Annotated in this window: 17 protein-coding genes; 12 read left to right on the forward strand and 5 right to left on the reverse strand. The window is 57.2% G+C overall.

The window, feature by feature from the left end; genetic code table 11:
* The first annotated feature begins 1 nt into the window (after position 1).
* The 6 genes from purF (at position 2) to hisP (ending at position 5608) form a co-directional block, all read left to right on the forward strand.
* Positions 2-1519, forward strand: coding sequence for an amidophosphoribosyltransferase (gene purF / locus ACL2XP_RS06475; RefSeq protein ID WP_413737786.1), 1518 nt, complete (start codon positions 2-4; stop codon positions 1517-1519).
* Between the two features lie 189 nt (positions 1520-1708).
* Positions 1709-2278 carry a UbiX family flavin prenyltransferase gene (locus tag ACL2XP_RS06480; protein ID WP_413737787.1) on the forward strand — a complete coding sequence of 190 codons (570 nt, stop codon included), beginning with the start codon at positions 1709-1711 and terminating at the stop codon, positions 2276-2278.
* Positions 2279-2557: 279 nt separating this feature from the next.
* Complete coding sequence (gene argT, locus ACL2XP_RS06485; RefSeq protein ID WP_413737789.1) at positions 2558-3340, forward strand: lysine/arginine/ornithine ABC transporter substrate-binding protein ArgT; 783 nt, start codon at positions 2558-2560, stop codon at positions 3338-3340.
* Positions 3341-3419: 79 nt separating this feature from the next.
* Entirely contained in the window at positions 3420-4106 is a 687-nt protein-coding gene (locus tag ACL2XP_RS06490; RefSeq protein ID WP_413737790.1) for a histidine ABC transporter permease HisQ, read from the forward strand.
* Entirely contained in the window at positions 4103-4810 is a 708-nt protein-coding gene (locus tag ACL2XP_RS06495) for an ABC transporter permease (protein WP_413737791.1), read from the forward strand. The genes ACL2XP_RS06490 and ACL2XP_RS06495 overlap by 4 nt, the downstream gene beginning before the upstream one ends.
* Before the next feature lie 24 nt (positions 4811-4834).
* Complete coding sequence (gene hisP / locus ACL2XP_RS06500) at positions 4835-5608, forward strand: histidine ABC transporter ATP-binding protein HisP (protein WP_413737792.1); 774 nt, start codon at positions 4835-4837, stop codon at positions 5606-5608.
* Between the two features lie 27 nt (positions 5609-5635).
* Here the strand turns inward: hisP and ACL2XP_RS06505 are convergent, their stop codons facing one another.
* On the reverse strand, positions 5636-6538 hold the full coding sequence (locus ACL2XP_RS06505) for a TIGR01777 family oxidoreductase (protein ID WP_413737793.1): 903 nt from the start codon (positions 6536-6538) through the stop codon (positions 5636-5638).
* Between the two features lie 194 nt (positions 6539-6732).
* Positions 6733-7362 carry a glutathione binding-like protein gene (locus tag ACL2XP_RS06510; protein WP_413737794.1) on the reverse strand — a complete coding sequence of 210 codons (630 nt, stop codon included), beginning with the start codon at positions 7360-7362 and terminating at the stop codon, positions 6733-6735.
* Positions 7363-7564: 202 nt separating this feature from the next.
* Between ACL2XP_RS06510 and yfcE the strand changes: the two genes are divergently transcribed.
* Positions 7565-8116: a phosphodiesterase gene (yfcE, locus tag ACL2XP_RS06515; protein WP_413737795.1), complete on the forward strand. Its 552-nt coding sequence runs from the start codon at positions 7565-7567 to the stop codon at positions 8114-8116.
* 97 nt (positions 8117-8213) lie between these two features.
* A complete protein-coding gene (gene yfcD, locus ACL2XP_RS06520) occupies positions 8214-8786 on the forward strand; it encodes an NUDIX hydrolase YfcD (RefSeq protein ID WP_413737797.1) in 573 nt (190 codons plus the stop codon).
* Positions 8787-9750: 964 nt separating this feature from the next.
* Here the strand turns inward: yfcD and pta are convergent.
* Both pta and ackA read right to left on the reverse strand, forming a co-directional pair.
* On the reverse strand, positions 9751-11901 hold the full coding sequence (gene pta, locus ACL2XP_RS06525) for a phosphate acetyltransferase (RefSeq protein ID WP_413737798.1): 2151 nt from the start codon (positions 11899-11901) through the stop codon (positions 9751-9753).
* A 78-nt stretch (positions 11902-11979) separates the two neighbouring features.
* On the reverse strand, positions 11980-13182 hold the full coding sequence (gene ackA / locus ACL2XP_RS06530) for an acetate kinase (protein WP_413737799.1): 1203 nt from the start codon (positions 13180-13182) through the stop codon (positions 11980-11982).
* A 364-nt stretch (positions 13183-13546) separates the two neighbouring features.
* Between ackA and yfbV the strand changes: the two genes are divergently transcribed.
* The 4 genes from yfbV to ACL2XP_RS06550 all read left to right on the forward strand — a co-directional run bounded on the left by yfbV (position 13547) and on the right by ACL2XP_RS06550 (position 17367).
* Complete coding sequence (gene yfbV, locus ACL2XP_RS06535; RefSeq protein ID WP_413737800.1) at positions 13547-14002, forward strand: terminus macrodomain insulation protein YfbV; 456 nt, start codon at positions 13547-13549, stop codon at positions 14000-14002.
* A gap of 217 nt (positions 14003-14219) precedes the next feature.
* Positions 14220-14714 carry a YfbU family protein gene (locus ACL2XP_RS06540; protein ID WP_413739103.1) on the forward strand — a complete coding sequence of 165 codons (495 nt, stop codon included), beginning with the start codon at positions 14220-14222 and terminating at the stop codon, positions 14712-14714.
* Positions 14715-14737: 23 nt separating this feature from the next.
* The gene (locus ACL2XP_RS06545) at positions 14738-15397 is read left to right on the forward strand and encodes a sugar phosphatase (RefSeq protein WP_413739104.1); all 660 of its coding nucleotides are present in this window, start codon (positions 14738-14740) and stop codon (positions 15395-15397) included.
* A gap of 137 nt (positions 15398-15534) precedes the next feature.
* Positions 15535-17367 carry an SLC13 family permease gene (locus tag ACL2XP_RS06550; protein ID WP_413737801.1) on the forward strand — a complete coding sequence of 611 codons (1833 nt, stop codon included), beginning with the start codon at positions 15535-15537 and terminating at the stop codon, positions 17365-17367.
* Between the two features lie 29 nt (positions 17368-17396).
* Here the strand turns inward: ACL2XP_RS06550 and yfbR are convergent, their stop codons facing one another.
* On the reverse strand, positions 17397-17996 hold the full coding sequence (gene yfbR, locus ACL2XP_RS06555) for a 5'-deoxynucleotidase (protein ID WP_413737803.1): 600 nt from the start codon (positions 17994-17996) through the stop codon (positions 17397-17399).
* Positions 17997-18022 lie beyond the last annotated feature (26 nt).

Below are 18022 nucleotides of genomic sequence, written 5' to 3' on the forward strand. Positions count from 1 at the left end.
CATGTGCGGTATTGTCGGTATCGCCGGTTTTATGCCGGTCAACCAGTCGATTTATGACGCGTTAACGGTGTTACAGCACCGTGGGCAGGATGCCGCAGGCATCGTCACCATTGACGCATTGGATTGCTTTCGTTTACGCAAAGCCAATGGTTTGGTGAAGGATGTATTTGAAGCCAGGCATATGCAGCGCTTGCAGGGCAATATGGGCATCGGCCATGTTCGCTACCCCACTGCCGGCAGTTCCAGTGCTTCCGAAGCTCAACCCTTTTATGTCAATTCCCCGTTCGGCATCACCCTGGCGCACAACGGCAATCTGACCAATGCCCACGAGCTGCGCAAGAAATTATTTGAAAAAGGGCGTCGCCATATCAATACCACGTCCGATTCGGAAATCCTGCTCAATATTCTCGCCAGCGAGCTGGATCGTTTTCCGGATTATCCGCTGGAAGCCGACGATATCTTCGCGGCGGTGGCGGCTACCCATCAGCAAATTCGCGGCGCCTACGCCGTGGTCGGCATGATTATCGGCCATGGGCTGATTGCCTTTCGCGATGCCAACGGCATCCGTCCGCTGGTGATTGGCAAACGCACTCTGGCCGACGGGCGCAATGAGTACATGGTTGCGTCCGAAAGCGTGGCTCTCGATACCCTCGGTTTTGAATTCCTGCGCGACGTCGCGCCGGGCGAAGCGGTGTATATCACCGAAAAAGGGCAATTGTTCACGCGCCAATGCGCTGAAAACCCGCAAAGCCATCCGTGCCTGTTCGAATATGTCTATTTTGCGCGCCCCGACTCGTTTATCGATAAGATTTCCGTTTATAGCGCCCGGGTGCGCATGGGGCAAAAGCTGGGCGAGAAAATCGCCCGCGAATGGGAAGATCTGGATATCGACGTGGTCATTCCGATTCCGGAAACGTCCTGCGATATCGCTTTGGAAATCGCCCGGATTCTGAACTTGCCGTATCGCCAGGGTTTTGTTAAAAACCGCTACGTGGGCCGTACCTTTATCATGCCGGGGCAGCAGGTCCGCCGCCAGTCGGTGCGTCGTAAACTCAATGCCAACCGCGCCGAGTTCCGTGACAAAAACGTATTGCTGGTGGACGATTCCATCGTGCGCGGCACCACGTCCGAGCAAATTGTCGAAATGGCCCGCGAAGCCGGCGCGCGCAACGTTTACCTGGCGTCCGCCGCGCCGGAAATCCGCTTTCCCAACGTCTACGGCATCGATATGCCGAGCGCGACCGAGCTGATTGCCCACGGCCGCGAAGTGGACGAAATCCGCAAGCTGATTGGCGCCGATGCGTTGATTTTCCAGGACTTGAGCGATCTGGAAGACGCGGTGCGCGAAGACAATCCGGACGTGGCGCAGTTCGAGTCCTCGGTGTTTAACGGGATTTATGTCACCAAGGATGTGGATCAGCGTTACCTGGATTACCTCGAATCGCTGCGCAATGACGATGTTAAAGCGGTGCGCATGCAAACCGAGGTGGAAAACCTGGAAATGTATAACGAAGGGTAATGGTTTGGTACCCGGTATTGGCACTATTGTGGTTGCCATAACGGTATTATCGTCGTTCCGCATCTATACTACCTGGCTGCCGCTGCGGTAAACCGGTAGTCGAAGCCATCACCCGGGCGGTCATTCGCGCCGGGTGTTTTTATTATATGCGCTACCACAACGCGTTTTGTCCGGCACAGGGAGACACACATGAAACGACTGATAGTGGGCATTACCGGTGCCAGCGGGGCTATCTACGGCGTCAGGTTATTGCAGGTGCTCCAGGGAGTGGAAGGCATTGAAACCCATCTGGTGCTGAGCAACGCCGCGCGCCAGACGCTGGCGCTGGAAACCGATTACAGCATCCGCGATCTCCAGTCGTTGGCGGATCGGGTGCATGACAGCCGGGATATTGCCGCCAGCATCAGCTCCGGTTCCTTTAAAACCGCCGGCATGGTTATCCTACCCTGTTCCATGAAAACCCTGTCCGCCATCGTGAATAGCTATAGCGACGGCCTGCTGGCGCGCGCGGCGGACGTGGTGTTAAAAGAGCGGCGCACCCTGGTGCTATGCGTGCGGGAAACGCCGCTTCATCTCGGCCATCTGCGGCTGATGACCGCCGCCGCGGAAATGGGGGCGGTCATCATGCCGCCGGTACCCGCCCTGTACCATCGTCCGACCAGTCTGCAGGAGATTATCGACCAGACGGTCAACCGCGTATTGGACCAGTTCGATATCGAATTGCCGCAAGACCTGTTCGAGCGTTGGCAGGGCCAGTAGGCGCCGGCGCTGCCTGATGGTGCCGGGAAATAACAATGCACCAATAGTGATCATGCTATGTTTTCTAATGGTGCAGAGGGCCGGCCGCCGATGGTGGCGCCGGTCAGTAAAGGAGCGGTTTGGATTCTGCGTCATGTCATAAGAGTGCAGCGAGGGGTTTATTGGGGCATCGGGGTTATACACCGGGCGCCACCCGCTAAAATGGCATGAAAAGTGCAACTGATACCGCTGAAAACATCACTTTGTGTGCCTAACTAAAAATTATTCCGAGGGTAATGTATGAAAAAGCTGGTTAAAGTTCTTCCTCTGGTATTTGCACTGGCCGCTGCCGGCAGCGCGTTCGCCGCGGTACCCAAAAATATTAAAATCGGCACCGATCCCACTTATGCTCCTTTTGAGTCCAAAAATGCCAGCGGCCAATTGGTCGGCTTTGATATTGACCTGGCCAAAGAACTTTGCAAACGCATTGAAGCCAAATGTACGTTTGTTGAAAGCGATTTCGATGCCCTGATCCCCTCGCTGAAAGCCAAGAAAATCGACGCCATCATCTCTTCGTTATCCATCACCGAGAAACGCGAGCAGGAAATCGCCTTCACCGACAAGCTCTATGCCGCCAACGCGCGCCTGATCGCCAAAGCCGGCACCGACATCACCCCGACCCTGGAATCGCTGAAAGGCAAACGCGTCGGCGTGCTGCAGGGCTCAACCCAGGAAGCTTATGCCAATGCCATGTGGCAGCCGAAGGGTATCGACGTGGTGGCTTATGCCAACCAGGACCTGATCTATGCGGATCTGGGCGCCGGTCGTGTCGATGCCGCGTTCCAGGATGAAGTGGCCGCCAGCGAAGGCTTCCTGAAACAGCCCGCGGGCAAGGGTTATGTCTTTGCCGGCCCGGCGGTGAAAGACGATAAATTCTTTGGCGTCGGCACCGGCATGGGCCTGCGTAAAGATGAAACCGATCTGAAGGCCGCCCTGGATAAAGCCTTCGCCGAAATGCGCAAAGACGGCACCTACGATAAATTTGCCAAGCAATATTTTGATTTCGATGTGTACGGCGGTTAATCCTGTCATGTGGTGTATGCCCGCGCGCCGCGCGGGCATATCTACGCTGTTTATCCTCCGCCAGGACAGGATATGATCGATGCTTCATGGTTACTCGCAACTCATTATTAGCGGTGCCCTGGTTACCCTTGAGCTGGCGCTGACCTCCGTCGTGCTCTCGGTGATAATCGGCTTGATTGGCGCCGGCGCTAAACTTTCCCGCAGCCGTACCTTGGCGGGTATTTTTGAAGGCTATACCACCCTGATCCGCGGCGTACCCGATCTGGTGCTGATGCTGCTGATCTTCTACGGATTGCAAATCGCGCTCAACGGCCTGACCGAATCCATCGGCATGGACCAGATAGATATCGATCCCATGTCGGCCGGTATTATCACGCTGGGCTTTATTTACGGCGCCTATTTCACCGAGACGTTTCGCGGTGCGTTCATGGCGGTGCCGCGCGGCCAGATCGAAGCGGCTACGGCGTTCGGCTTTTCCAGCGCGCAAATCTTCCGGCGAATTATGTTTCCGGCCATGATGCGCTTTGCGCTGCCCGGTATCGGCAACAACTGGCAGGTGATCCTCAAAGCCACCGCCCTGGTATCGCTGCTGGGTCTCAATGACGTGGTTAAAGCCACGCAGCTGGCAGGCAAGGGGACGTACCAACCGTTTTATTTCGCCATCGTGGCGGGCGTGGTGTACCTGATTTTCACCACCCTCTCCAACGGGGTGCTGTTATGGCTGACCCGCCGTTATTCCATGGGTGTTAAGAAGGCCGAGTTATGATTGAGATCCTGCAACAATATGGACAGGCCTTGTTGTGGAGCGATGGTTACCGGTTTACCGGACTGGCGATCACCTTGTGGCTATTGATTTCGTCGGTGGCGATCGGCGGGGTCATGGCGATATTTATGGCGGTTGCCCGGGTATCCCCGCGGCCTTGGGTGCGCTTTCCGGTCTGGCTGTTTACCTATATTTTCCGCGGTACGCCGCTTTATGTGCAACTGCTGGTGTTCTACTCGGGCATGTACAGCCTGGAAATCGTGCGCGGCACCGATATGCTGAACGCATTTTTTCGCAGCGGCCTCAATTGCACCATTTTGGCGCTGACCCTCAACACCTGCGCCTATACCACCGAAATTTTCGCCGGCGCCATCCGCGCGGTGCCCCACGGCGAAATCGAGGCGGCCCGGGCCTATGGCTTCACCTGGTTTAAGCTTTATCGTTCCATCATCCTTCCCTCCGCGCTGCGTACCGCCATTCCGGCCTACAGCAACGAGGTGATTTTAATGCTGCACTCCACCGCCCTGGCGTTTACCGCCACGGTGCCCGATGTGCTGAAGATTGCCCGCGATATTAACGCGGCCACCTACCAGCCGTTTTACGCCTTCGGGATCGCGGCGGTGATTTATCTGTCGATCTCGTTTGTGCTGATCGGATTGTTCAGGCAGGCGGAAAAACGCTGGCTGCGCCATGTTAAACCGCAATAAACCCAATACGTGCAGGATATGACTATGCAAGAAACCAAACTGATGATTAAGGAACTGCACAAGCGCTATGGGGATCAGGAGGTGCTAAAAGGCGTCTCCCTGGAGGCGCGCGCGGGGGATGTTATCAGCATTATCGGCTCCTCCGGGTCGGGTAAAAGCACGTTTTTGCGCTGCATAAACTTTCTGGAAAAGCCCAGCGAAGGGTCAATCAGCGTCAATAATATCGATATCCATATGGTGCGCGACCGTGACGGTCAGCTGAAGGTGTTTGACAAAAAACAGCTACAACTGCTGCGTACCCGGCTGACCATGGTGTTTCAGCACTTCAATCTGTGGAGCCATATGACGGTGCTGGAAAATGTCATGGAAGCGCCGGTGCAGGTCTTGGGCCTGAGCAAGCAGGAAGCCCACGCCCGGGCCATTGTGTATCTGGATAAGGTCGGCATCGACGAGCGCGCCCGGGCCAAATATCCCATCAACCTGTCCGGCGGGCAGCAGCAGCGCGTTTCCATCGCCCGCGCGCTGGCCATGGAACCGGATGTCTTGCTATTTGACGAACCGACTTCGGCCCTGGACCCTGAGCTGGTGGGCGAAGTGCTGCGCATCATGCAAAAATTGGCCGAAGAGGGCAAGACCATGGTGGTGGTGACCCATGAAATGGAATTCGCCCGCCATGTGTCCAATCACGTGATTTTTTTGCATCAGGGCGTGATTGAAGAAGAGGGGACCCCCGCGGATGTGTTCGGCAGCCCGAAAAGCCCCAGGCTGCAACAATTCCTCTCCGGCGCGCTGAAATAGGGTGAAGGCGAAATAGCGCGGGGCGCGTTATGCATCTTTGACGATATCCGCCAGGGCCTCTTTCAGCTCCATATAGCGGAACGTGAATCCCGCCTCTTCCAGGCGTTTTGGCACCGCGCGCTGGCCGCCCAGCACCAGGGTGGCCCCTTCTCCCATCATCAGCTTCACCGCCGCGGCCGGCGCGCGCATTAATGCGGGCCGGTGCAGGGCTTCGCCCAGGGTGGCGGCAAACTGCTCGTTATGCACCGGGTAGGGGGCGACGACGTTAAACGGCCCCTGCAATCCGTCGGTGACCAGCAGGAAGATTAACGCATCCACCATATCGTCGATATGTATCCAGGGCAGGAATTGCCGCCCGTGGCTCACCGGCCCGCCCAATCCCAATTTAAACAGCGGCAGCAGCTTGGCCAACATGCCGCCGTCCGTCGCCAGCACCACGCCGGTACGCGACAAACAGACCCGGGTCCGGGCGCTTTGCGCGCTTAACGCCAGCGCTTCCCAGCGCTGGCACAGGGTATGGGTAAACTCCTCCACCGGCGGTTCGTCCTCGCTCACCAGCGTCTGATCCTGATTGCCGTAATACCCGGTCGCCGAACCCGAAATAAATACCGACGGCGGGGTTTCACTGGCGCGTATCAACGCGCTTAGGCGCTCGGTGATCTTCCAGCGGCTCTGGCATAGCTGCTCTTTTTGCTCCTCGGTCCAGCGCTTATCGGCAATAGGCTCGCCGGCCAGGTTGATGACCGCGTCAAAGGCGTCGAGGGTGTCGCAGGCGGCCAGCGTCGTGAGGGTGGTGACGTGGGCGCCCAGGGTGCGCTGCGCATGCGGGGCGTCGCGCGTCAATACGGTAATTTGGTGTGACAAGGTCAGCAACCTGGCAATCAGATGCCGTCCGATAAGCCCGGTTCCGCCGGTAATCAAAATTTTCATAATTGCCCTCGCTTCCCGCAATGCGCACGGTTTAAAAGCCGCTTAAGTCTCAAGCATAGGCTATTTTGCCGGGTAAATGGGTGAGCGGTGCCGGTGAATTGACAATTAATTTACAAAAAAAACGGGGAAAAACCCACGCCAATCAGCGGCATGGGCGCACCGCGCCGCGGGATTGAGGCGCGGTGAAAGTGATATTATTTTTTATTGGGTATTTGGTAGGCGCGTTCCACCGCCGGACGGGATTTGATCTGGTTAAACCAGCGTTGCACTGCCGGATAATCCGCCAAATCAATATGTTGGCGCTCATGGGATACGGCCCAGGGATAGGTGGCGATATCAGCGATGCTAATGTTATTACCGGCCATATACTCATGCTGCGCCAGCAGCTTATCGAGCACGCCGTACAGCCGCACGGTTTCCACCTGGTAGCGCTCGATGGCATAGGGCACCGGTTTAGGCGCGTAATGGTTGAAATGATGGTTCTGGCCCAGCATGGGGCCGAAGCCCGCCATCTGCCAGAACAGCCATTGCAGGGTGGTCTGGCGCTCGCGCAGGTCGTGGCTGAGCAACTCGCCGGTTTTTTCCGCCAGGTACAGCAAAATGGCTCCCGACTCAAACAGGCTCAGCGGCGCGCCGCCGTCGGCCGGCTGGCGATCGATAATCGCGGGCATCTTATTGTTGGGGGAAATAGCCAAAAAATCGGGGTTGAACTGCTCGTTCGCGGCGATATTAATGGGATGGATGGTGTAGGGCAGGCCGGTTTCTTCTAAAAAAATCGTGATTTTATGGCCGTTAGGGGTAGGCGCGTAATAAAGATCAATCATAAACCCTCCTTGTGGATGTCATTCTTGATGCCAACACTCTAGAACAATTACACCGGTAAATCACCTGCCGGCTTCATGGTGCGCCACCCTGCGCCGCACCGCGCTATTTTGCCGGCTACGCCCCTTAGCGCATCTTCATCCCCTTACGCCGGCCAGGAAGTTTGTTAAGCTTAGCGTATCCCAAGGACAACGAGGATGTGCCATGAAACTCATGATTGCCGCTGATATCCACGGTTCATTAGCCGCGACCAAACGGCTGCTGGCGGCATTTGACGCCAGCGGCGCTACCTGGCTGGTGCTGCTGGGCGATCTGCTTTACCACGGCCCGCGCAACGCGTTGCCGGAGCAATATCAGCCGGCGGAAGTCGCCGCCTTGCTTAACGGCTATGCCGATCGCATCATCGCGGTGCGCGGCAACTGCGACAGCGAGGTGGACCAGATGTTGCTGACCTTTCCCATCACCGCGCCATGGCAGCAGATTTTGCTGGCTGAAACCCGCCTGTTCGTCACCCACGGACACCTGTACAACCCCGACGCGCGCCCCCCGCTGCACACCGGCGATGTGCTGGTCTACGGCCATACCCACATACCCCAGGCGGAGCGGGTGGATGGCTTCGTCTGTTTCAATCCCGGCTCGGTAAGCATCCCCAAAGGCGGCTTTCCCGCCAGTTACGGTCTGCTGGAACAAGAAATATTACGGGTTGTTTCATTGGAAACGAGCGAGACTATTGCGCAAGTCGCGATTACCCACTAACTTATGACGGATCGGCTCGTGCGGGTTACGTATTTTATTACAATTTCCAATTTAAGGTGCGCGGCTATCCCGCGTCTCATAACAAGGGATTCGAAAGATGGTGGAACAGAGTCAGGCTGCGGGCATGGAATGGGTTGACATCGTCAACGAAGAAAATGAAGTTATTGCCCAGGCCAGCCGCCAGCAAATGCGCGCCGAACGCCTCAGGCATCGTGCCAGTTACATCGTGGTTCATGACGGAATGGGTAAAATCCTGGTGCAACGCCGCACCGCCACCAAGGATTTTTATCCGGGCTATCTGGACGCCACCGCGGGCGGCGTAGTGCAAAGCGGTGAAAACATGCTTGATTCCGCCCGCCGGGAGGCGGAAGAAGAACTGGGCATTGCCGGCGTTCCTTTCGCCGAACACGGCTTATTCTACTTTGAAAACGAACACTGCCGCGTCTGGGGCGCGCTGTTTAGCTGCGTCACCCACGGCCCGTTCGCCCTGCAAGAGGAAGAAGTTGAAGCGGTCAAATGGCTGCGCCCGGAAGAAATCACCGCCCGCTGCGATGAATACACCCCCGATTCGCTCAAGGCGCTATCGCTGTGGATGAGCCGCAACAACCAGCAGAGCTACGGCAAACCCCTGCCGCCCTCCACCCCGGACCTCGCGCCCGAGGCTGAATAGCCCCCCGCCGACCTCGCACCGCGGTAGGCCCGCGATCGCCATACTCGCAGCGAGCCCTGTAAAAGGGAGACCGCCGTAGGGGTTGAGGCGGCCATTTTCCTGGCCGTCCGAATACCCCTTGGTGCGGTAGGCCCGCGATCGCCACACTCGCAGCGAGCCCTGTAAAAGGGAGACCGCGCCGTAGGGGTTGAGGCGGCCATTTCCTGGCCGTCCGAATACCCCCTGGCGCGGTAGGCCCGCGATCGCCATATTCGTAGCGAGCCCTGTAAAAGGGAGACCGCGCCGTAGGGGTTGAGGCGGCCATTTCCTGGCCGTCCGAATACCCCTTGGCGCGGTAGGCCCGCAATCACGATACTTGGCGGCGAGCCCTGTTAAAGGGAGACCACGCCGTAGGGGTTGAGGCGGCCATTTCCTGGCCGTCCGAATACCCCCTGGCGCGGTAGGCCCGCGATCGCCATACTCGCAGCGAGCCCTGTAAAAGGGAGACCGCGCCGTAGGGGTTGAGGCGGCCATTTTCCTGGCCGTCCGAATACCCCTTGGCGCGGTAGGCCCGCGATCACGATACTTGGCGGCGAGCCCTGTTAAAGGGAGACCGTGCCGTAGGGGTTGAGGCGGCCATTTTCCTGGCCGTCCGAATACCCCTTGGCGCGGTAGGCCCGCGATCACGATACTTGGCAGCGAGCCCTGTAAAAGGGAGACCGCGCCGTAGGGGTTGAGGCGGCCATTTCCTGGCCGTCCGAATACCCCTTGGCGCGGTAGGCCCGCAATCACGATACTTGGCGGCGAGCCCTGTAAAAGGGAGACCGCGCCGTAGGGGTTGAGGCGGCCATTTCCTGGCCGTCCGAATGCCCCTGGCGCGGTAGGCCCGCAATCATGATACTCGGCGGCGAGCCAAAAAAACGCCGGCTTGCGCCGGCGCTGATTCGATCCGCTACTTTTAGCGCCTTGTCGCGCTACTCCACTCTTACTTCGCCGTTTCAGCCTGCTTAGACTGAATCGCCGTCAGGGCGATGGTATAGACAATATCGTCAACCAGCGCGCCGCGGGACAAATCGTTGACCGGCTTACGCATACCCTGCAACATCGGCCCGATGGAAATCAAATCGGCGGAACGCTGCACCGCTTTATACGTCGTATTCCCGGTATTCAGGTCAGGGAAGATAAACACAGTCGCCTTACCGGCCACTGGCGAATTCGGCGCCTTGGACAGCGCGACATCGGCCATAATCGCCGCATCGTACTGCAACGGTCCGTCAATCACCAAATCAGGACGTTTTTCCTGAGCCAAACGGGTGGCTTCACGCACTTTTTCCACATCGCTGCCCGCACCTGACGTGCCGGTGGAATAGGAAATCATCGCCACCCGCGGGTCGATGCCAAACGCCGCGGCGGAATCGGCGGACTGAATGGCGATTTCGGCCAGCTGCTCGGCGGTCGGGTCCGGATTGATGGCGCAGTCGCCATACACCAGCACCTGTTCCGGCAATAGCATAAAGAACACCGACGACACCAGCGAACTGCCCGGGGCGGTCTTGATCAATTGCAGCGGCGGACGGATAGTATTGGCCGTAGTATGCACCGCGCCGGAAACCAGGCCGTCGACTTCGCCCTGCTCCAACATCAACGTACCCAGCACCACATTATCTTCCAACTGCTCGCGGGCGACCACTTCGGTCATGCCTTTGCTCTTGCGCAGCTCGACCAGGCGCGCCACATAACGTTCGCGGGCCACTTCCGGATCGATAATCTCGATGCCTTTACCCAGCTCCACGCCCTGAACGGCCGCGACACGCTGAATCTCTTCCGGATTACCCAACAGCACGCAATGCGCGATCCCGCGTTCGGCGCAAATGGCCGCCGCTTTTACCGTACGGGGTTCATCGCCTTCCGGCATCACGATTCGTTTACCGGCCTGGCGCGCCAGTTCGGTCAGTTGATAACGGAACGCAGGCGGCGACAGGCGGCGTGAACGCTCGGAACTGGCGGTGAGAGACTCAATCCAGTTATTGTCGATATGGCCGGCGACATAGTTTTGCAATTTTTCCACCCGGCTATGGTCATCCGGCGGCACTTCGAGACTGAAGCTTTGCAGGCTGAGCGAGGTTTGCCAGGTATTGGTGTGCACGGTAAACATCGGCAGGCCGGTTTGGAACGCGCGTTCGCACAGGCTCTGGATCCGCGGGTCAACCTGATAACCACCGGTCAGCAGAATGGCGCCGATTTCCACGCCGTTCATCGCCGCCAGGCAGGCGGCAACCAGCACGTCGGGCCGATCGGCCGACGTCACCAGCAGCGAACCGGGACGAAAATGCTCCAGCATATTCGGCAGGCTGCGGGCGCAGAACGTCACCGACCTGACGCGGCGCGTGCGGATATCGCCTTCATTGATAATGGTGGCGCCTAAATGATGCACCATATCGATGGCGCGAACGGCAATCAGATCAAAGCTCCACGGCACGCAGCCAAGGACCGGCAGCGGGCTGTTTTCAAACAACTGTTTCGGATCGATATTGGCCACGCTGGCCTTGGTGGAATCGTCAAAAATTTCCGACAAATCGGGACGGGTGCGGCCCTGTTCGTCCACCGGCGCGTTCAGTTTATTAACGATAACGCCGATGATGCTCTTATTCTTGCTGCCGCCAAAACTTGAACGGGCCAGTTCAATACGCTCTTTTAATTGATCCGGCGAATCGCTGCCCAAGGAAAGCACAAACACGATTTCCGCGTTCAGGGTTTTGGCGATTTCGTAGTTCAGCGCATTGGCGAACTGATGCTTGCGCGTAGGAACCAAACCTTCAACCAGCACCACTTCGGCGTCTTTGGTATTGTCGTGATAACGGGCGATGATCTCTTCCATCAACACATCTTGCTGGTTGGAACCCAGCAGCGACTCCACATGGCTCATCCGCAGCGGTTCGGCGGAAGGAATGGTGGAGTTGGCGCGGATAATATTCGTGGTGGCATCAAGACCGTCATCGCCGGCGCGGGGCTGCGAGATCGGTTTGAACACACTCAGGCGCACGCCTTTTTGCTCCATGGCGCGAATGACACCCAAGCTGATGCTTGTCAGGCCGACGCTGGTGCCAGTGGGGATCAACATGATTGTACGGGACACGGCTAAACCTCTTTAAACGGTTGCTCGTTAGTCAAACAAGTGTCCCGCCGGCACAACCGGCGGAACGGGGAGATAGCGTTACGCCGTCAGACGGGCTGCGTCTTGGGCGATGACCAGTTCTTCATTGGTGGTGATAACGATGGCCGGGCGGCTGGCGTCGGTGGTGATGACGCCGCTGTTGCCGAAACGGGCGGCTTCGTTGCGCTTCGCATCGATTTCAAAGCCCAGCAGCGCGAGTTTGCCCAGGGTCAGTTCACGTACCTTGGCGGCATTTTCGCCGATGCCGCCGGTAAAGATCACCGCATCCAGGCGTCCGTCCATCAGGGCGGTATAAGAGCCGATGTATTTGGCCAGACGGTGGCAGAATACGTCCATGGCGCGCTTGGCTTCCGGTTTGGCGTCGTAATTATCGATTACCCAGCGCATATCGCTGGTGACGCCGGTCAGGCCCAGTAAACCGGATTCCTTGGTCAGCAGCTTATCGATTTGTTCAACCGACATTCCCATGGCATTATGGAGATAAAATACGATGGCGGGATCGATATCGCCGCTACGGGTGCCCATCACCAGGCCTTCCAGCGGGGTCAGGCCCATTGATGTATCGACGCTCTGGCCGTTGCGCACCGCGGTAACCGAACCGCCGTTGCCGAGATGGCAGGTGATCAGGTTGACTTCCGCCATGGGTTTGTTCAGGAATGCAGCCGCTTCGCGGGTCACATAGAAATGGCTGGTGCCGTGGGCGCCATAACGGCGGATGCGGTGTTCTTCATATAAAGAATACGGCAGGGCATACAGGAACGACTCTTCCGGCATGGTCTGGTGGAAAGCGGTATCAAACACGGCGACGTTTTTATCGGCCAGTTTGGGAAAGGCTTTCAGCGCTTCATTGATGCCGATGATATGCGCGGGATTATGCAGCGGCGCAAACGGGATGGAATCTTTGATCGCCTGCAGCACGTCATCGGAAAGCAGGGCCGAACTGGTGTATTTTTCGCCGACATTAACGATACGGTGCCCGATAGCGGTGAGCTGTGCTGATAATTCTGGTTTTTGAGCAAGAATTGTATTAACAATAAAGCTCAACGCTTCGCTGTGCGCGGCGCCGTTGCCTAAATCCGCTTCGTGTTTGCCGCCGTCGATTTTCCATTTGATGCGCGCTTCCGGCAGGTTAAAGCATTCGGCGAGGCCGGAAAGGTGTTCTTCGCCGTTGGTAGCATCTATAATGGCAAATTTAAGGGAAGAACTGCCACAGTTAAGAACCAGTACAAGCTTACTCGACATGAAAGTACCTATCTGTTATGCATGATGGTCATGCATGGTTAATAAATCATCAATCAGTCTTAAAGCGTAGCGCATTATGCCGTTGAGATTTATGATTAACATCATGTCAACGTGGGTTTATTTGACATGAAATCGAAAACAGTTGAAGTTAAACATTATTTTTGAAACACCGTTTGCTTCTCGCCTGCCGCCGCCGGCGCTGACAAACGAAATCCTGCTGCCCGGGCCGGGAGCTATCCTGCCAGAGGCGGCAATAAGGATAACGATTGCCGGCTTTAAAGACAAAATATATTTAAAAGTTCTCCATTTAGATTGTGAATTTGCACAAAAATTTTATTTTTTATTCGTAAAGTTGAGGCCCGCTATGGCGACTATTCCTTCCGGTTCGGTCAGTTGGTACAAAATTTTCCAGCGCGGACAAGACTATATGAAAACCTGGCCGACCGAAAAACGCCTGGCGACGCTATTCCCTGAAAATCGCATGATTGCCGCGACCCGCTTTGCCGTGCGTTATATGCCGGCGGTGGCGGTGTTCACCCTCACCTGGCAAATCGCCATGGGCGGCCAGCTCGGTCCCGCGGTGGCGACGGCTATCTTTGCCTGTAGCCTGCCGATGCAAGGACTGTGGTGGCTGGGCAAACGCGCCATCACGCCGTTGCCGCCTACGCTATTGCACTGGTTCCACGAAGTGCGCCATCAGCTGAGCGAAGCCGGCCAGGCCCAGGCGCCGGTGGAAGGCATCCCGACCTATCAAATGCTGGCCGACGTGCTCAAACGCGCGTTCAAGCTGCTGGATAAAGCTTTTTTGGACGACTTGTAATCATCGGCTTAGCCGTATCGATCGGTCAGCGTTCGTCGATCGTCGTCTCTATCAGGCCGGATCGCCGCAGGCGTCGTGGCGCGCCGGGCGATATTTCGCCACCTGCTGTTTTAAATCAAAGAAGCGCCGGCTTGCGGTTCCGCAGGCCGGGGCATTATGCGATGCTGTCACCAGAGATTATTTTCGGCGCAAACAGGCATAACACCAGGAGTGGATGATGGAGATGACAAACGCCCAACGATTAATTCTGTCGAACCAGTATAAAATGATGTCCTTGCTGGACCCGGACAACGGCGAGCGCTATCGCCGCCAGCAAACCATCGTGGAGCGCGGTTATGGTTTGCAGATGCGTGAATTGGATCGGGATTTCGGCCAGCTAAGCGAAGATGTCTGCCGCACGATTATCGATATCATGGAATTGCATCATGCGCTGCAGGTCTCCTGGTCGAATCTGAAAGATCGCCAGGATATCGACGAGCGGCGCCTGGCGTTTCTCGGCTTCGATGCCGCCACCGAAGCCCGTTATCTTGGGTATGTCCGTTTCATGGTGTTTACCGAAGGGCGCTACACTCACTTTGATTCCGGCAGCCACGGTTTTAATGCTCAAACCAAAATGTGGGATAAATATTTGCGGATGTTGGCCGTCTGGCAATCCTGTCCGCGCCAGTATCATCTTAGCGCGGTCGAAATTACCCAAATTATCAATGCCTGATGGCTTAATCCGGAGATATGCCTGTGCTGTGTAAAGGTTTTTTGTTTGACCTTGATGGAACGTTGATTGATTCATTGCCGGTAGTGGAATTGGCCTGGGGAAATTGGGCCAAACGCCATAGCGTTCCGGTCCAGGACGTTTTTAATTTTATCCACGGCAAACAGGCTATTACTTCCCTGCGCCATTTCATGCCCGGCGCAAGCGAAGAGGCCATTCAAACGGAGTTTGCCGCGCTTGAAAAATTCGAAGCCGAGTGCATCGAAGGAGTGACGGCGCTGCCGGGCGCGGTAGAGTTGCTGTCGCGGTTAAACGCGCTGGATATACCTTGGGCCATCGTAACCTCCGGGTCCACCCCGGTCGCTTCCGCGCGCATTCTGGCCGGCCATTTACCCGCGCCGGCGGTGCTGATTACCGCCGAGCAGGTGGCCCGCGGCAAGCCGCAGCCGGATGCCTATTTGCTGGGAGCGCAAAAGCTGGGGCTGCCGCCAGGCGACTGTATCGTCGTGGAAGACGCCATCGCCGGTATTCAGGCCGGCCTGGCGGCGGGTTGCCCGGTGATAGCGGTGAATCCTCCCGCACAAACGCCGCAAAAAGAGGCCATCGGCCTGCTGCTGACCTCTCTGGAACAATTGTCTATCGAGAAAGACTTGCACGGTGTGCGCGTCAGCCTGCGCCAGAACTGAAACCGACGCATGCAATTGTTTGTGCAATTAAAATGATCGGCGCCAATGGCGAAAAAAATGATTCAGCCCCGTATGGCCGGGGCTTTTTTATGGCATGATTCCTCTCAAACGCCGAATGGCTTATCCGGGATACCGTTTTGAATAACGAACTCATCTGGGTCCTTGCCCTGCTGCTGGTCGCTATGTTCTTGTTTACCACCAATAAAGTGCGCATGGACGTCGTGGCATTGTTGGTGATCATCGCTTTTGTACTCAGCGGCACCCTGACCCTGCCGGAGGCCCTCGCCGGTTTCAGCGATCCCAATGTGATCTTGATCGCCGCGCTATTTGTGGTAGGCGAAGGACTGGTGCGCACCGGCATTGCCTATCAGGTGGGCGAGTGGCTGATGCGGGTGGCGGGAAAAAGCGAAACCCGCATGCTGATTTTACTGATGATTACCGTCGCCGCCCTGGGCGCGTTTATGAGCTCCACCGGCGTGGTGGCCATCTTTATTCCGGTAGTGCTAAGCGTCTCCCTGCGCATGAAAACCTCCCCCAGCCGCATGATGATGCCGCTAAGCTTCGCCGCGCTGATCAGCGGCATGATGACGCTGGTGGCCACCCCGCCAAATATGGTGGTTAATAGCGAACTGGTGCGCGACGGCGAGCAGGGCTTTGGCTTTTTCGCCGTGACGCCGGTGGGTCTGGTGGTATTGCTGATGGGCATTGGTTATATGCTGGTGGCGCGCTACTGGCTGGGGGGCGGCGACGGGGATCAGGCGCGCGAACAGTGGCGACGCCGGACATTTCGCGACCTGATCCGCGATTACAGGCTGACGGGCCGGGCCAGGCGTCTGGCGCTGCGGCCCGGTTCGCCGCTGATTGGCCATCGGCTGGATGATTTGCGCCTGCGCGACCGCTATGGCGCCAACGTGGTGGGTATTGAGCGCTGGCGCAAATTCCGGCGGGTCATGATCAGCGCCAGCGGCAACACCGAGCTGCACCATCGCGACGTGCTGCTGATTGATATGTCGGCATCGGAAGTCGACCTGCGCCAGTTTTGCAGCGAACAGCAGCTGGAGCCGATGATCCTGCGCGGCGAGTATTTTTCCGAGCAGTCCCGGGACGTCGGCATGGCCGAAGTCAGCCTGATCCCGGATTCGGAATTAACCGGCAAAACGCTGCGTCAGGTGGGATTTCGCAGCCGTTACGGCGTAAACGTGGTGGGCATTCGCCGCAACGGCGAGGCGCTGGCGGGCAAACTGATTGATGAAGAGCTGTCGCTGGGCGACATTCTGCTGGTGATCGGCGACTGGAAACTGATCCGCCAGCTGCAGGTCCAGAAATATGATTTCATCGTGCTTAACCTGCCGGCCGAGGTGGACGATGTGGCGCCCGCAGTCAGCCAGGCGCCCCATGCGCTATTTTGCCTGGCGCTGATGGTGGCCATGATGCTGACCGAAGAGATCCCCAACCCCATTGCCGCCCTGGTTGCCTGCATGCTGATGGGTAAATTTCGCTGTATCGATATGGAGAGCGCCTATCGCGCCATCCACTGGCCCAGCCTGATTCTGATCGTCGGCATGATGCCCTTTGCCCTCGCGCTGCAAAAAACCGGCGGCATTGAAATCGTGGTGCGTTTGCTGATGGATATTTCGGGCGGGGCGGGGGCCCACGTCATGCTGGTGAGCTTGTTTATCCTATGCGCGGTGATAGGGCTGTTTATCTCCAATACCGCCACGGCGGTGCTGATGGCGCCCATTGCGGTGGCCGCCGCCCGCGAGATGTCGGTTTCGCCTTATCCATTCGCCATGATTATCGCCATTGCCGCCTCGTCGGCTTTCATGACGCCGGTCTCCTCGCCGGTCAATACCCTGGTCCTGGTGCCGGGCGGCTATAAGTTCGGCGATTTTATGCGTATCGGCGTGCCGTTTACCGTGCTGGTGATGGTGGTAAGCGTGGTGCTGGTGCCGATACTCTATCCATTTTGACCCGGCCATGGCCGGAATGGCGCATGGCGTTACAGCGGCGTGTCCTGGCTAATCTCGTCCAGGGACAGGCTGAAGCTGGGAACAAACACCGTCATGAAGTATTCCATTTCCGGGCTGTGCCGCTGCGCCAGGGTTTTTTCCAGCCGCGCCAGCGCCATGGTGAACTCGTTATTGCCGGCCGAGATCTCCTCCAGGCATTTCAGATAGGCGCACAGCGTATCCGCCTGCTTCACCACCGCTTTTTCCTCGGGGGAATAATGCTCTTCGTCAAGCAGCGACCGGTAGTCTTCCCGTAATTCTTCCGGCAGCATCGCGATCAATTTTTGCTGGGCGATCTTCTCGATATTTTTATATTCATGGGCCATTTGCGCATTGAAATATTTGATGGGCGTGGGCATATCGCCGGTCAGGACCTCGCTGGTGTCATGGTACATCGCCAACAGCGCGATACGCTCCGGATTAAGCCGTCCGTCGAATTTACGATTGCGGATCACCGCCAGCGCATGGGCGACAAACGCCACCTGCAGGCTGTGTTCGGATACGTTTTCGGTACGCACATTGCGCATCAGCGGCCAGCGATTAATCAGCTTTAAACGGGAGAGATGGGCAAAAAAGTGACTTTGAATCATGACGGACTCTTACGGCAGGTGAGTAA

Source organism: Sodalis sp. RH21 (assembly GCF_047324175.1).
Classification (GTDB): domain Bacteria; phylum Pseudomonadota; class Gammaproteobacteria; order Enterobacterales; family Enterobacteriaceae; genus Acerihabitans.

What these genes read in the sequence shown, in the direction of transcription:
- purF (WP_413737786.1), top strand. Translation starts at nt 2, where the DNA reads ATGTGCGGTATTGTCGGTATCGCCGGTTTTATGCCGGTCAACCAGTCG.
- ACL2XP_RS06480 (WP_413737787.1), top strand. Translation starts at nt 1,709, where the DNA reads ATGAAACGACTGATAGTGGGCATTACCGGTGCCAGCGGGGCTATCTAC.
- argT (WP_413737789.1), top strand. Translation starts at nt 2,558, where the DNA reads ATGAAAAAGCTGGTTAAAGTTCTTCCTCTGGTATTTGCACTGGCCGCT.
- ACL2XP_RS06490 (WP_413737790.1), top strand. Translation starts at nt 3,420, where the DNA reads ATGCTTCATGGTTACTCGCAACTCATTATTAGCGGTGCCCTGGTTACC.
- ACL2XP_RS06495 (WP_413737791.1), top strand. Translation starts at nt 4,103, where the DNA reads ATGATTGAGATCCTGCAACAATATGGACAGGCCTTGTTGTGGAGCGAT.
- hisP (WP_413737792.1), top strand. Translation starts at nt 4,835, where the DNA reads ATGCAAGAAACCAAACTGATGATTAAGGAACTGCACAAGCGCTATGGG.
- ACL2XP_RS06505 (WP_413737793.1), bottom strand. Translation starts at nt 6,538, where the DNA reads ATGAAAATTTTGATTACCGGCGGAACCGGGCTTATCGGACGGCATCTG.
- ACL2XP_RS06510 (WP_413737794.1), bottom strand. Translation starts at nt 7,362, where the DNA reads ATGATTGATCTTTATTACGCGCCTACCCCTAACGGCCATAAAATCACG.
- yfcE (WP_413737795.1), top strand. Translation starts at nt 7,565, where the DNA reads ATGAAACTCATGATTGCCGCTGATATCCACGGTTCATTAGCCGCGACC.
- yfcD (WP_413737797.1), top strand. Translation starts at nt 8,214, where the DNA reads ATGGTGGAACAGAGTCAGGCTGCGGGCATGGAATGGGTTGACATCGTC.
- ackA (WP_413737799.1), bottom strand. Translation starts at nt 13,182, where the DNA reads ATGTCGAGTAAGCTTGTACTGGTTCTTAACTGTGGCAGTTCTTCCCTT.
- yfbV (WP_413737800.1), top strand. Translation starts at nt 13,547, where the DNA reads ATGGCGACTATTCCTTCCGGTTCGGTCAGTTGGTACAAAATTTTCCAG.
- ACL2XP_RS06540 (WP_413739103.1), top strand. Translation starts at nt 14,220, where the DNA reads ATGGAGATGACAAACGCCCAACGATTAATTCTGTCGAACCAGTATAAA.
- yfbR (WP_413737803.1), bottom strand. Translation starts at nt 17,996, where the DNA reads ATGATTCAAAGTCACTTTTTTGCCCATCTCTCCCGTTTAAAGCTGATT.